The organism is Bacillus sp. FSL K6-3431 (assembly GCF_038002605.1).
Classification (GTDB): domain Bacteria; phylum Bacillota; class Bacilli; order Bacillales; family Bacillaceae_C; genus Lederbergia.
On the sequence record NZ_JBBOCT010000001.1, the window covers coordinates 434,756 to 449,214 of the forward strand.

A 14,459-nucleotide genomic window follows, 5' to 3' on the forward strand; every position below is an offset into this window, starting at 1 on the left:
GATGCAGATGAACTTAAAACTGCCCTAAACGATGGATCATTGATACATCTATTTATAACACACCATGGAAGTGAAGCAAATATAATAAAAAACCTAATAAATAAAAACGAGTTTGATTTGATAAAATTAATCACCGCGGACGGTTGATTCAATTTATTCAAGAAATGCGCTTTAAAACAGGCTTTAATAGGATGATAGCTGGATAATTTTTCTTAATTCATTCATGAACCAGAGATAAATTGACTGTTTCACGGTATATTATGGATTTTCGGGATGGGGGGTGGATTTATGGGCCACTCGCGCTGGTTAACTGGCCGCCCAGGATTTTTATGATTTAAAAGTTTTTAGAGGAGGATTTTTATGACTGAGGATTTCTATTGTGATGAGACGGAAAATGTTTTAGCTTATTATCATACCAAACCTTTTTATCCAGTCCATATTGTTGCTATACCGAAAAACAAATTCCTTCTTTATTATCACTAGAAGATGTTGATAATGAATTATTACTCGAACTGTTAGGAGTAATAAAAAAGGTAGCTTTTAAAGGGCGGATTACCTGGCTTCACCTCAACTATGGTTCTTCCTTCTGATAAGTCTTTTGGCCTTGTTCCTCTTTCAAATTCGAAGCAGGATATAACATTTCACTCTGGTTTTAATTTATATAAAATAGTAGAAGGGGGGATGCCTAAACTTTTATTAGGGAAGGATTTTCTAAAGGTGAATTCAGACGCTAAAATTATTCTTGGGATCATCACTTTTATTTGTATTCTTTTAACATATGTAGTAGGATCAATTTTCTATAATTTATCAAAAGGAAGGTAAATGGTAGCTTTTGTTATACCAATCTTCAGTAAATTGAGTATTATAATCCTCATGCTAGCATTATATTTTGGAGTAATGTATTAGATTTACGTCTTACTTCCTTTTTATATTGGAGTTCCTTCGTTATTTGACTTTAAAAAAGAACCCTACGTCACAACAGGACTCTTTATATTAAGTATAGTATAATCAGTATTCTCATTAGTATTATATTTAAAAATCCTTATGATTCTAAAAGTTGACAGAACTACCAGCATGGTATTTAGAAACTAAAATGCTGTTTATTATTAAAAATGGTAAAGAATATCTGCCGAATCAACTGATTGCTATACTGTTTAAACATACATCCTTCAATAATAGAGTGCCTTTATGGTGTAACCGGAAAAGTCCGATTTTTCAGTTTTAATGCTGAGAAATCGGACTTTTTAATATTTGAATCTCCTTAACATTGTAACCGCGGTTTCCTGACGCTTCACCTAGTACTGCTTGGAACATACAAACCCTCTCTGTTAAATCATAAGAATATCTAATTTAACAACTATCGGAATTCACCTAAAAAGGTATTTAGTGGACAGACATACAAGAATGATAAGTGTTTTTGAATATAATTTAATATCTTAAAGGAAAGGATGTGTAATTTATGTCAGCAAATTTTATTGATCCTTGCTCAAATATTTGTGGGATTACCCCCATTACACCAGTACAAAGTCCACTAGGATTACGAGGCCCTCGAGGTATTCAAGGACCTCCTGGAATCTCGGGCGGTGGTGCTATAATACCATATGCTTCTGGAACCCCTGCTGTTCTAACTACAGTTTTAGGCGGTTTACTTGGCACTACGAGTCTGGTAGGGTTTGGAAGTTCTGCAACTGGTGTTAGTCTTGTTGGAGGAACAATTGATCTTACAGGTGCTGGTGGAACATTGCTTAATATGGCATTTTCTGTACCGCGCCCTGGTGTTATCACTTCAATATCTGCGTACTTCAGTAATACTTTGCCAGTAGACCTTCTACTTTCAACAGTAACGATCACAGCACAATTATATAGAGCATTACCTGCTCCACTAAGTAATACCTTTGCTCCGATTCCCGGTGCTGCTGTAGCATTAGCTCCACCTCTCACAGGTTTAGTTGCATTAGGAACTGTTAGCCAAGGGACTACTTCTGGATTGGCAATACCAGTAGCTCCTGGTGAACGTCTATTAATGGTTTTTTCCGCACAAGAAACTAGTGGTATTCCTATTGCTGCTGCTATTGTGGGTTATGCAAGTGCAGGCGTTGCAATAAATTAACCAATGGTTATTCAACAAACGTGTAGTAAACTTTTTCCCTTAGGTATTTATCTAGGGGTTCTTTTTTGATAATTTTTTTGGAAAACTTGAATTAAGTTGATTAAAGTACAAATAGTGTAGATAAAAAAGAAAAGCGTGAATATAAATAAAGAACGAAAGCATGAAATGCTCAAATTGTGTAAATACCAATTGTTATCATTTTAAAAGCTGCATTTGTTTAATCCCATAGACGGTGTTATTAATGTGTGTTATAAGCATGAAAAGTTAAATGATTTCTGAATTAGAGGGTGAAAATATAGATGAATAACAAAAAAGTAAGCTTTATATCCTGTGTCAATAATTTTGAAGAGTATAATCTGGCGTTACATTATATTCATTCCCTTATCATTCCAGATGGCTATGAAATTGAAACTGTAGCAATCGAAAATGCAGATAGCCTCACATCTGGATATAATCAGGCTATGAAGAGAAGTGATGCAAAATACAAGGTGTATATACATCAGGATAATTATATTTTACACAAAAATTTTATCATCGATATGATTATCTTGTTTAAGAAATACCCAGCATTAGGTATGCTCGGAGTATTGGGTGGAAAAGAATTACAAAATGGACTGTGGTGGCATAATGAGAAAGGTGTATATGGCTCTGTATACCATACTCTTGGGGGAAAAGGGAATGTAGGGGCACTATCCTATCGTGTTGCAAGGAGGGATTATGAGAAAGTGCAGGCTATCGATGGATTAGTGATGGTCACCCAGTATGATCTTGTTTGGAGAGAAGATTTGTTTAAAGGCTGGCATTTCTATGATGTTTCTCAAAGCTTGGAATTCCAGAATGCTGGATATGAGGTGGGGGTTATACAACAAAGAACTCCTTGGTGTTTCCATGATTGTGGAATTATTAACTGGACAGATTATGAAGAAAACAGGAACATTCTTGTTCAGAATTACTAGCTTTTAAGAATACCGTGACACAATAGGGTGCTTGCAACAATAGATGTAAGTATTTCTATCCACTCTCCATAATAGAAACATATAAATGAAACTTTCTCTCATATTAGAAAGTAGTACATTTCTCTACCTACTCTTCAGTCAGCAAAAAGGATCGTGTGTAATATTTATTAGAGCGTCTTTAGAACTGTGAAAGAATTTTTACTATAATTCTAGAAAACAGGGGATAACTAGATGAATAATAAAAAAGTAAGTTTCATTTCTTGTGTCAATAACTACGAAGAGTACAACATAGCATTACATTATATTCAATCCCTTATGATTCCAGAGGGGTATGAAATCGAAACTATTGCAATCGAAAATGCAGATAGTCTCACATCTGGATACAATAATGCAATGAAGAAAAGTGATGCAAAATACAAAGTTTATTTACATCAAGATAATTATATTTTAAATAATAAATTCTTGTATCATGTCATTTCATTATTTGAAAAGTACCCTACATTGGGCATGCTTGGTGTATTAGGTGCTAAAAGGATACCAGGTATTAATGGTTGGCCTAGTTCAGTTGCCTATGGAACTTTGTATCACTCGATGAGAGGTAAAGGCAATGTAGACTTGTTACGATATAAAAATGTAAGAAATGAAATCGAGAAGGTTTTGGCTGTTGATGGAATAATCATGGCTACTCAATATGATTTAGAATGGAGAGAGGATTTATTTAAAGGCTGGCACTTTTATGATATATCTCAAAGTTTGGAATTTATCAAAGCTGGATATGATATAGGTGTCCCTAGGCAAAGAACACCTTGGTGTTTTCATGATTGTGGAGTGCTGAAAGTGGATGGGTATGAAGAAAATAGGAATATCTTACTTCAACAGTATAAGGAGTATATCTAATAAAATGTTTCGGGCCGATTTTGCCTTTTGAGTGCTTTTTTAAGGAGTAAAACCCCCACTCGGAAGGTAAATCGAACCCGCATGTTTATCAGCGTTTAAATTTAGGGGCGGAGCATTCGTGAATCAACAAGGACACTTTTAAGTGTCTTTATTCATTCTTCTTAGAAGCTACTAAAAAATCAGCAATTTGTAAAGTATTAATCATTTTTAAAAACAATATAGGATTTTAATTCAATTCTGATTACTTTATCTTCATTAAAAATCCATAAGGATGAAAAGTTAAAAAGAATTTATGCTTACTTTGATCTATGACAAAATCATGGTTCTCCTTCAAAAATTCAGTTAGTGCTTCCATTGGCCCAGGACCAAAATTGCGATATACAGGGTGTCCATTTATATTCGTATCTTCCACAATTAAATAACTACCTGTGGTAACTATGTTGCTATATAATCTTAATTCATTAAGTACATGGTTCTTACTATGATCAGAATCCAAAACTACCAGCACCACATCTTCAGGATTTATCATACTTTGAACTTTCTCCATTGCTTCAGGAGAAGTTGACGATGCTTGTAAATAAGTTAATCTGGGATGAGAGGGGAGATTAGGCTGAGGAGATATATCAATAGAGAGAATTTTCCCTTTTTGATTTAAATCCAACATGGATGAAAAAAACAATGCACTTCCCCCATCATATGTTCCACATTCAATAATAAGATCGGGCTTAATTTGATAAATTATTTCTTGATATAAAAATAGATCGAGCGGACATTTATAAATAGGAACTCCAAGCCATGTTGTATCATTGGCCCATACCAGACTATCATAGTAGTGTTTATGAAACGCTTCAATAAAATTCCCCATTTTCGCATACCTCATCCTTTTATTTTTTTTACACAAAACCATCATATGTCTTTGACAAAAAGTTGTGAGGTATTTAAAACGGATATTATATGAGTCTGTTAGAAACCCCTACATACACTATATAATAATTAACAAATTTATATTTTAACAGGATGACCAGAGAAAGTTACTTTGATGGGATTTGAATAATTGCAAGTCAATATTTATCTATAGCTAAAGAAAAGGAACCATTTTTTAAGCAGGTAATATTATAATTTTAATGGAATCACATATGATTTTATGTATAAAGGAAAAAGGGCTAAGTTGTGAATCCCTTAACATTGTAGCCAATCTGATTGTGCGTCACTTACACCACCTTAGGATTTAGTTTCGTAGCAAAATGTGTAATTATTTTCTTATTTTTGAATAGGTTAAGAATGCATAATCGGGATAAAAGTAATCGGAATAACAGATTACAAATTGTTATATCAAGGAGGATACTATGGATTCAGAACAAGGAAGAAAGATGTATATTGAACTACTAAAAAAGGCAATCTTATTCGAAATTTGGCAAGAGTATGAACAAGACCTTTTATCGGCTTTAATTAATCGAAATCAAGTAACGACTGTGGATCGTAAGAAACATAAAATGGGTGAAATTTGGCCCAAAATTGCTCATAGTATGATTGGGCGTATGCGAATGGATAATATACAAATGTGTATCGAGACTGTATTAAAAGACAATATAGAAGGAGATTTTATTGAAACAGGTGTGTGGCGCGGAGGTGCATGTATCTTTATGCGTGGCTTACTAAAGGTTCATGAAATTGACGATCGCAAGGTATGGTTAGCAGATTCGTTTCAGGGATTACCTGCTCCAAATGAAGCGATGTATCCTAAGGATAAAGGAGTTAGGTTGCATACACTTGATTACCTATCTGTATCCTTAGAAGATGTGCAGAATAATTTTCGGAAATATGACTTACTTGATGAAAACGTTCAGTTTCTAAAAGGCTGGTTTAAAGATACTTTGCCTAATGCTCCAATTGAAAAATTAGCGATTTTGCGCCTTGATGGTGATCTTTATGAATCTACAATGGATAGTCTAACAAATTTGTATGACAAGGTATCGCAAGGTGGTTTCATCATTATTGATGATTATATATTACCTACGTGCGCAGCAGCAATTACAGATTTTCGTAGAGAACGTAAAATACAGGACCCTCTTGTTAGGATTGATAATCACTCAGTTTATTGGAGAAAGCATTTAAGCTAATCTTATAGTTGATTTAATATGTAGCAAGTGGGTGTCCCGATATGCATGGTACACCCACATGTAAAAATAGTGCTTCATCTATATGTCACCATATTTCGGCTGAATGACCTTAAATTTACATAATAATATATTATCTGTTTTTATGAAATGATACGAATAACATTCATGTAATATGTGTTCTATTTTTATTAACGGAGTGGAAATTTCTGCATAATATAAAGAGGATTACTTAATATGTGGAAATATGTATAAAACGTAACCATAATGAATGTATGGGTGGTATCTATATGAATAACAAAAAAGTGTGCTTTATATCATGTGTAAACAATACCGATGAATATAACAACGCATTACTATATATTCAATCTCTGAATATTCCAGAAGGTTATGAAACGGAGACTATTGCAATTGGGGACGCTACTAGTCTTACCTCGGGATATAATGAAGGAATGAAAAGAAGTGATGCTAAATACAAAGTATATATGCACCAAGATACGTATATTTTAAACAAGAATTTTATATTTGATATTATCAGATTGTATGAGAAATACCCTAAATTAGGAATGCTTGGAGTAGTAGGTGCTCTATCTTTACCAAATGGAGTATGGTGGAATAGTCCGATGGTATATGGGGCTGTTTATCATACTCTTACTGGTAAAGGGAATGTAGGTTTGTTGTCCAATCGTTTAGTTAGAGGAGACTATCAAAAGGTACGGGCTATTGATGGATTAATTATGATTACCCAGTATGATCTTGAATGGAGAGAAGATTTATTTCAAGGGTGGCATTTCTATGACGTTTCTCAAAGCTTAGAATTTGAAAAAGCCGGATATGATGTGGGAGTTGCAAAACAGTCACCTCCTTGGTGTCTTCATGATACAGGTGTTACAAACCTTAGTGGTTACGAAGAAAACAGGGAAATACTTGTTAGAAATTATTCGGATTATATCTAGATACACACTATTTCAGTAAAATACGAATAATTTTATTAAATGGAGGTGTCGCTTATTGTACTTGCGAAAGTGTTGCAAGATCTTAAACACCTTGTCTATGGGAAGATTAGAAGACAGGTGTATTATGAAGTTAGGTAATGAATTGTTGGTGTGTTTCTTATGAAACTAGTACAAATGTGCAAAAATATCCAAACGGATTGAATGTTACGGAAAATACTAGTTATTACGTAATATAGATGCGCTAAATGGTATGAAGCTTGTGGTCAAAAATCATAAATAGAATCAAGTTTCCAATGTAGTTATAAATAGAAGGTAGAAGGAATGTGGAGAGCCTATCTCTAAAAAAATTAAAATATTTTTTAAAATGATCACTTTTCCAGTACACTCGTACAAGCAGAAGTTTTTTATTTTAATACTATATATAAGAAAGTGAGGTGTTCCTATGTGTTTATGCAGTAAGATTAATAAACTATATTCACCGAATGGTTTATATCATGGTAGACCTGTCCAGGTGGCAAGATATGCAAACCCTGTATCCCCGCAGGTAATGGTAAAAAAAACACCTCGGATGATTACGAAATATGGAAGTATGAATTAATGTTGTAAAAAAGCGATTGTTTACCCCAATCGCTTTACTATACTTGTTTATTCCACCTGATTAAAAATTGGACATAATGTAGCCGATCATCCTTGCCATCATGGGGAGTTACAAATAATACTTAGCATTTTATCCAGCCTATGTTGAAATGTGTGTTCCCTTAACACGCGACTTCTTGCATTATTTGCAATTTTTTGACGAACCTCTTCAAACTCCATATAGTGATCTATCTTTTGGATGAGCTCTTCATAATTTCGAAAAGCCACCATTTCTTCATCCTCAATAAAATGGTTCGGTAAATCTTCTTTGAATTCAATCAGTTGAAATGAATCGCAAGCTGCAGCGTCGAATGTCCGATTGTTTATACTTTTTCCTGCAATGCCGAGTCGATTTTGGTTGTTTTTTAGGTTAAAAGGTCGATGGGTATTTAAAACAATGTTTGCTCCGTTATAAAAATCAGCGACAATCGATGGTTCCACCCAGCCTTCATGGATCACTAGGTTCCGATTATTACGGAAGCGAGAAAGCGAATTTTTCCATGTGCCTACAACCTTAATCTTATAATCTGTATGCTGTAAAAGGTGCTGAATATATTGTACGCGCTCTGGATATGGATAGCCTACGAGACATATATCGCTCCTATAGTGTGCTTCCACTTGCTTAGGTTGAAATACACGTAAATCTGTAGCAAGCGGTAAGTGATAAGCATGTTTGTGTCCATTTTTTTTATAATATTCTAACGCTGCGGTATCAATAGTAAACACAAAATCATAATAATTTGATAGTACATTTGTCTTATCAATAAAATAAGGATCTTCAGTGAACCAAATAGCCGTCTTTACTTCCCATTTTTTTAACAGATGAGTCATTTTGATGGGAATCTTAAAACCTACTAATGTAAGAGCTATATCAGGTTTACCTGCTATTATAAACGATTGAAGCATGTGGAGACCGTCTTTAATCTGAAAATGCTGCACTTCATGTTTTTTCTTTAGCTCATGCAAAATCCAGTCTTCAAAGTATTTATATATCCCCTTATAGCCTGAACTTATAAATAATATTTTCATCATTTAGCACCTACAAATTAATCATAATGTTATTTAATGTTGAGAATCCATTTTTGATTTCCTCACAATAAAAAAAACCTTCAACTATTACATGCTTCTTTTCTTGTGTTAATGAAATCCTAAGCTCGTTTGCAAATGTTAAATTGTCATTAGGTTGCAATTGCCGGCAATAATTTGGTTTTAGCCAATGTTCTCCAGTTTCTTTTGTGGTTTCTTTCCAATTATCTTGAAAATAGTGCCATGCTTCTGTATTTGTTCCATCAATCGATAGTGCCGTATGCGTAGCGGAGCCAATTTTACCACCGAGATGAACACCTTGTGGCGGTTTAATACGCATGCAGATTCTCGGGTCATTAAGTACCACATTGCCAGTATTTTTTATCGTCAAATTACCAATAACTGTTACTTCATTTTCTCCATCCTCCGTGTCTGGAAGCATAACAGTATAGCTGAACCATGCAAATCCCTCAGTATTTACTTGTTCTTTTTTTTTCCAAAACAAATAGACCGCCCCCTGAAATTGCCGAAGATATCTTTACATCTTATGCAATAAATTTGGTTACATGATAGCAACGAAAATCTGTATTAAAATTGGACGGATTTTTTCTTATTATCTTTTTTGAAGGCATAAAAAAAAGAGGAGCTGGAACTCCTCATTCTAAATTTTAGTGTTATGCCCAAACTTATAAAGGAGTTGGCCCCGGTCCTGGTGCTGGAAAAACTGTTGGACATTGAGGCGGGAAAGCTAATGGCGGGCATATGAACGGCATATCGGGTCTTGGTTGACAGAAATCTGCTGTGATTTCAAGTTTTACTAATGCCTCCATCTGAACGTTTTGGCATAAGTTGATAGAGATATCGAGTTGTTGGAACTCGAACGTACCTCCTGGAAGTGGTCGGCAGATTAAGTTCGCATCACATTCAAAGTCAGTTATTTCACATTGTAAGAAGGTGCCTGGAGGTGCGCATAGGAAAAATTTCTCAGATAGCGCCCAAGGGATTGGTTCCGATGTACAACTCACTCCTAGAGGATTGGTTACACGAACAACAATAAATCCCTTTTTCAATACTTTTACCTTTTGGAGTGTAACAGTGCTTCCATCAGGCAATTGGAATTGACCAGTTGCACGTCCTTCTGGTTGTGGTATTTCTTGACAAAGAATGGTACCAGGTGCTAAAGGGTCAATTGGATTTCCGAGTTCATCTGTAGGGAAACATTCTACTGTTAAATTACCTCCGAGACTAGCGCAAGGATCATCATTCAGTCCTGGTGTAACACCGGGACAATCAAATCCAAGAGTACCTACATCATTGAACGCTAGCAGAGGCACATCTGCCTGACGGGTTACCCAGTCATAAACTTTGTTTACTTTTATGCACAAAGTCTCCTGGCCACCACTAATTGATTTTAAATCCATAAATTGGTCATCCTCTCATTTATATTATTGATGGGTGTGAACCTACTTTACAGTATGCGAGTATCTCGAACTGTGTTTAGGCTTTTGTGTATTTTATTCCGTATTAATTTGCCAGCCTATAAGAAATGATGATGCTCAGGAACAGTTGACCCATAGATAATATATTCCAATGTTAATTGGATGTGCAAAAAAAATATTTGTACAAGCCCGGATTGTGTAGAATGTTTATTTCTAACTACACATGTTGCTACATAAATAAGATTAGGTATCTAAAATGTTGAAATGTAATTTTTAGGAAGGCGAATTAGAAGTTATTTTATTCAGGGATTACAAGATGGTACCAAAAAGTATCGTACGATCTGAAGCATTTGAATTCATGGGATGCAGTTCGGGAAAAGTTTCACATTTTATTTTGATGGTGTGAGTCGATTATCGTATCATAGACTTTGTAAAAACGGGCCATGTTCCTTGCATGTAGATAAAGTATTCTTCTGTGTATTTATAGTTACATTTAGTTCGCCTTAAGCATAAGCTGAAAAGAGATAACTAGGCATTTGCCTACGAGGGAGGATAATCATGATGAGAAGGAGTAGATACGAAAAACTAAGCAACGTTCAGTTACAGCAAAAAGTTATAAATCTTGAATCAGAACTTTCATTTTATCGAGAAGATATGGAGATGAAAGTTCAAATGTATCGAGATCGATTAACTATTTTGAAACAAGACAACATCAAGTTGAATAGAGAGATGAAGGAGATATTCAGTGACGGTATGGATGTTGATCAGGAGAAAGACGAACTAATAAATGATTATAATAAGTTACTTCAGATAAATGCTGATTATCAGAAAAAAATGACATTGCTTGAGGAAAACCCTAAACAAAAAGAATTGGATGAAAAAATTGAATGGCTTAAACAAGAAAATGCCGAGTTAGTGAACGAAGTAGAGATGCTGAGAAAAGAAATGGAAAATGAAAAAGAGAATTCAGATAAATTTATAATGGAGACGCAACTGAAGGAAGACGAAATGACAAAGATGAGGAAGGATATAGCTGATTATCAGAAAAAAATGACATTGCTTGAGGAAAACCCTAAACAAAAGGACTTGGATGAAAAAATTGAACGGCTTAAACAAGAAAATGCCGAGTTAGTAAACGAAGTAGAAATACTGAGAAAAGAAATGGAAAATGAAAAAGAGAATTCAGATAAATTTATAATGGAAACGCAACTGAAGGAAGACGAAATGACAAAGATGAGGAAGGATATAGCTCATTATCAGAAAAAAATGACATTGCTTGAGGAAAACCCTAAGCAAAAGGACTTGGATGAAAAAATTGAACGGCTTAAACGGGAAAATGCCGAGTTAGTGAACGAAGTAGAGATGCTGAGAAAAGAAATGGAAAATGAAAAAGAGAATTCACATAAATATATAATGGAGACGCAACTGAAGGAAGACGAAATGACAAAGATGAGGAAGGATATAGCTGATTATCAGAAAAAAATGACATTGCTTGAGGAAAATCCTAAACAAAAGGACTTGGATGAAAAAATTGAACGGCTTAAACAAGAAAATGCAGAGTTTGTGAACGAAGTAGAGATGCTGAGAAAAGAAATGGAAAATGAAAAAAAGAATTCAGATAAATATATAATGGAGACGCAACTGAAGGAAGACGAAATGACAAAGATGAGGAAGGATATAGCTCATTATCAAGAAGAATACAAAGAAACACGGCAGCTTATGTTGAGAGAACAAAAGCTGAAGCAGGAACTTCAAATGGAAAGAACGGCATTGAAAAAAGCCGTTGAAGAGAATAAAGTAATATCCCGTGAAAAAGAATCACTACAATCAGGACTGATTGAACTGCAGAAACTACTGACCGAAAAAGACGATAAAGTTAAAAGTCTAATAGAAAAAGACTATTACTTAGAGACTCATCTCGCCGAAATAAGTGTAGAACATGAACAATTAGATAATAACATCAAAAAAGTGGAAGCTGAAAAACAACAATTAAATCTAACGCTGATTGGTAAGGTTGCAGAATTCAAGCATGTACTCAATAAAAAGGCTAGAGCTACAAAAGTAATTGAAAATTTAAAAAGGGATAATACACAACTGCAAAAAGAATTGTCTCAGAGTGAGAACGAGTGTAATCAATTTCAGCAAAGAGAGTTAACTTTAATGAAGAAAATGGAGGAAAGCAGTAATGATTTAACTGAAGCAAATAAAAAAATAAACAAGATGAAGAGAGAAATAAATAATCTAGAACAGGAATTGAAAAATAAAAATGAGGTCTTGAACAATGAAACAAAGCAAAACCAAAAAATGGGCCAGGACTTTCAAGTTTTAAAAGAAAAACAGGAACAATTACAAGAACAAAACGTATCTTATCAACGAAGGATAACCCAATTGGAAGCAGATAAACATACCGCTCTTGAGTCGGTTGGTCATCTACAAACAGAATTATCTCAAGCAAAAGATAAACTATTGGAATTGGACAATGTAAAGATCGAAATGTTAGATCGTCTGGAAAATCAGATACAAGAAGTATGCAAGCTAAAGGAGGAGAATAATCAGTTTGTCAGTGAGAAAACTGAACTTCTCAAAAAGATTGCGAAACTTGAAGAGGAAAACGCCTCATTTCATGAGAGTATTTCGAAGATAACTTCACAAAGGCGTTCCGATGAAGAGCGTTTTGATAAAATTACTTACAATCTAAATGAAGTCTTTACGGAAACAAAGCAGTTAGTTCGGATGACATCATCGTTAAAACACCAATTGGAAGCTAAAACATTAGAGATTGATCAAATGAAGAAGGAGAAGGAGATGCTCATGCAGGAGTTAATTTTGCTTAAAGAAGATTATGAGAAGTCTGAGGCTAGGAAAAATGATCTTGAAGATCAAATTGAAATCATGAGAACGGAATTGTCGAAAGCCCAACATTCATTGTCTCGTCTAGAACAATTCGAAACAGAAAAACTCAAGCTCAAAGATGATTTGGAATCAAAAATTGAGGAATTTAATATGCTGACTGACAATTATCAGCAAGAAAAAGAGTCATACCTTCACGTTCTCGAACATGTTCAGGATCAAGTCAATGTGTATAAAGAAAGGTCAGATCATTTTGATTCGGAAAAAGGGTCATGGTCCAAACAAATTGATGAACTAAAATCCGAGTTAATCCAAACGAAAGCAACAATTGTAAAAATGGAAGAACTTGAACAGAATAATATAAAGCTCACTGCGGAACTCCAAGAAAAAGAGGTTGAAAATTATAAAGCGAAGAAGGATGGTGAACGAGCTCTTGTAAAGCAGATGGAGCAATTTAAAACTGAGATGAGTCTTTATCAAACTAAAATTAACCAATATGAAAAGGATCGGGAAATATGGGATAAACAAATGAAGCAGATGAAAACCAGGTTTGCCGGTTTAGAAAAGAGCCTGGAAGAAAAGGAAAGTTTTATCAAACAGTATATCAAACAACCTTTATCACAATCAGCGCCCGAACTTGAAATACCTTTTCAACAAGTTGAATCTAGCCAGCAATCACCTACACATAATCAACCTTCTCAATCATCAAGTGATTGGTATCAACGAATGGCATCTCAACAACAACATCAGCCTGTCCAACAAAAAAGTCAGATTACGAGTCCAACTGCGATGGACTTCTTCACATTACGAAGCAAAACAACACAGCAATCACCACCTAATCCCTATGGAAACCAATGGAATTCAGAATAAACAAGTCAATATTGAAGTGAACCACTTTGAGATCAGAAAAACCGTCTATGAAGAAATGATTTCTTATTGTAAAAAAGCTTTACCCAATGAAGCATGCGGGTTACTCTCGGGCATCCAACCTACTGGGAGTACTTTATGGAAAGTGAAAAATGAATCCCTCAATCCCAATCGGTTTTATATGTCTGTAGATTCTATAAAACAAGCCGTTATGAAAATAGAGGAGAATGGAGAAAAACTTTCGGGCATTTTCCATTCACATCCTAGCTCTCACGCCTTTCCTTCATCCCATGATATTCAAAATAATCCTTATACCCATTTAGCATATATTATTGTTTCGTTTTATAATGGAAAAATAGAAGTAGGTTGTTATCGGATGGGTGGCGAAACACCAAAAAAATTAAAATTAATCATTATTGATACGTGAAAGAAACGGCGGTTCTAACTGAACGCCGTTTTTTCTTTGTATGAAACGATAAGTAAGGCGAAACGGCTAGGATTTTTGGAAAACCTACACCTAAAGCTATTTTGGGAAATTGTGAAGATGCGCTTCGTTCATACTGTAAAATAACTTATCATCGAAAGCTTATTTATAAAACTTATTT

Annotated in this window: 11 protein-coding genes and 1 pseudogene; 8 read left to right on the plus strand and 4 right to left on the minus strand. The window is 34.6% G+C overall.

Annotated elements, in window-relative coordinates; genetic code table 11:
- Positions 1 to 360: 360 nt before the first annotated feature.
- From MHB53_RS02160 to MHB53_RS02175, 4 genes and pseudogenes are all read left to right on the plus strand, one after another.
- Positions 361 to 539, plus strand: a pseudogene (locus MHB53_RS02160) (HIT domain-containing protein); the annotation flags it as partial.
- 920 nt (positions 540 to 1,459) lie between these two features.
- Positions 1,460 to 2,110 (plus strand): exosporium glycoprotein BclB-related protein, encoded by a 651-nt coding sequence (locus MHB53_RS02165; protein WP_340915471.1) that lies wholly within the window; start codon positions 1,460 to 1,462, stop codon positions 2,108 to 2,110.
- A gap of 299 nt (positions 2,111 to 2,409) precedes the next feature.
- Positions 2,410 to 3,066, plus strand: coding sequence for a glycosyltransferase family protein (locus MHB53_RS02170; protein WP_340915472.1), 657 nt, complete (start codon positions 2,410 to 2,412; stop codon positions 3,064 to 3,066).
- 231 nt (positions 3,067 to 3,297) lie between these two features.
- On the plus strand, positions 3,298 to 3,963 hold the full coding sequence (locus MHB53_RS02175; protein ID WP_340915473.1) for a glycosyltransferase family protein: 666 nt from the start codon (positions 3,298 to 3,300) through the stop codon (positions 3,961 to 3,963).
- 241 nt (positions 3,964 to 4,204) lie between these two features.
- Here the strand turns inward: MHB53_RS02175 and MHB53_RS02180 are convergent, their stop codons facing one another.
- Complete coding sequence (locus tag MHB53_RS02180; protein WP_340915475.1) at positions 4,205 to 4,828, minus strand: CmcI family methyltransferase; 624 nt, start codon at positions 4,826 to 4,828, stop codon at positions 4,205 to 4,207.
- A 481-nt stretch (positions 4,829 to 5,309) separates the two neighbouring features.
- Here MHB53_RS02180 and MHB53_RS02185 point away from each other — a divergent pair, with 481 nt between their 5' ends.
- Positions 5,310 to 6,083: a TylF/MycF family methyltransferase gene (locus MHB53_RS02185; RefSeq protein WP_340915477.1), complete on the plus strand. Its 774-nt coding sequence runs from the start codon at positions 5,310 to 5,312 to the stop codon at positions 6,081 to 6,083.
- A gap of 287 nt (positions 6,084 to 6,370) precedes the next feature.
- Positions 6,371 to 7,036, plus strand: a complete 666-nt coding sequence (locus MHB53_RS02190; protein WP_340915479.1) for a glycosyltransferase family protein — start codon at positions 6,371 to 6,373, stop codon at positions 7,034 to 7,036.
- 696 nt (positions 7,037 to 7,732) lie between these two features.
- Here the strand turns inward: MHB53_RS02190 and MHB53_RS02195 are convergent.
- The 3 genes from MHB53_RS02195 to MHB53_RS02205 form a co-directional block, all read right to left on the minus strand.
- Entirely contained in the window at positions 7,733 to 8,701 is a 969-nt protein-coding gene (locus tag MHB53_RS02195; RefSeq protein ID WP_340915481.1) for a CgeB family protein, read from the minus strand.
- Positions 8,702 to 8,711: 10 nt separating this feature from the next.
- On the minus strand, positions 8,712 to 9,203 hold the full coding sequence (locus MHB53_RS02200) for a hypothetical protein (RefSeq protein WP_340915483.1): 492 nt from the start codon (positions 9,201 to 9,203) through the stop codon (positions 8,712 to 8,714).
- 181 nt (positions 9,204 to 9,384) lie between these two features.
- Positions 9,385 to 10,119, minus strand: a complete 735-nt coding sequence (locus MHB53_RS02205) for a hypothetical protein (protein WP_340915485.1) — start codon at positions 10,117 to 10,119, stop codon at positions 9,385 to 9,387.
- A 576-nt stretch (positions 10,120 to 10,695) separates the two neighbouring features.
- On the opposite strand from MHB53_RS02205, the gene MHB53_RS02210 reads away from it, so the two are divergent.
- Both MHB53_RS02210 and MHB53_RS02215 read left to right on the plus strand, forming a co-directional pair.
- Entirely contained in the window at positions 10,696 to 13,857 is a 3,162-nt protein-coding gene (locus MHB53_RS02210) for a hypothetical protein (protein ID WP_340915486.1), read from the plus strand.
- Positions 13,832 to 14,281: a M67 family metallopeptidase gene (locus MHB53_RS02215; protein ID WP_340915487.1), complete on the plus strand. Its 450-nt coding sequence runs from the start codon at positions 13,832 to 13,834 to the stop codon at positions 14,279 to 14,281. Before MHB53_RS02210 ends, MHB53_RS02215 begins: the two co-directional genes overlap by 26 nt.
- Positions 14,282 to 14,459 lie beyond the last annotated feature (178 nt).

What these genes read in the sequence shown, in the direction of transcription:
- MHB53_RS02165 (WP_340915471.1), top strand. Translation starts at nt 1,460, where the DNA reads ATGTCAGCAAATTTTATTGATCCTTGCTCAAATATTTGTGGGATTACC.
- MHB53_RS02170 (WP_340915472.1), top strand. Translation starts at nt 2,410, where the DNA reads ATGAATAACAAAAAAGTAAGCTTTATATCCTGTGTCAATAATTTTGAA.
- MHB53_RS02175 (WP_340915473.1), top strand. Translation starts at nt 3,298, where the DNA reads ATGAATAATAAAAAAGTAAGTTTCATTTCTTGTGTCAATAACTACGAA.
- MHB53_RS02180 (WP_340915475.1), bottom strand. Translation starts at nt 4,828, where the DNA reads ATGGGGAATTTTATTGAAGCGTTTCATAAACACTACTATGATAGTCTG.
- MHB53_RS02185 (WP_340915477.1), top strand. Translation starts at nt 5,310, where the DNA reads ATGGATTCAGAACAAGGAAGAAAGATGTATATTGAACTACTAAAAAAG.
- MHB53_RS02190 (WP_340915479.1), top strand. Translation starts at nt 6,371, where the DNA reads ATGAATAACAAAAAAGTGTGCTTTATATCATGTGTAAACAATACCGAT.
- MHB53_RS02195 (WP_340915481.1), bottom strand. Translation starts at nt 8,701, where the DNA reads ATGAAAATATTATTTATAAGTTCAGGCTATAAGGGGATATATAAATAC.
- MHB53_RS02205 (WP_340915485.1), bottom strand. Translation starts at nt 10,119, where the DNA reads ATGGATTTAAAATCAATTAGTGGTGGCCAGGAGACTTTGTGCATAAAA.
- MHB53_RS02210 (WP_340915486.1), top strand. Translation starts at nt 10,696, where the DNA reads ATGATGAGAAGGAGTAGATACGAAAAACTAAGCAACGTTCAGTTACAG.
- MHB53_RS02215 (WP_340915487.1), top strand. Translation starts at nt 13,832, where the DNA reads ATGGAAACCAATGGAATTCAGAATAAACAAGTCAATATTGAAGTGAAC.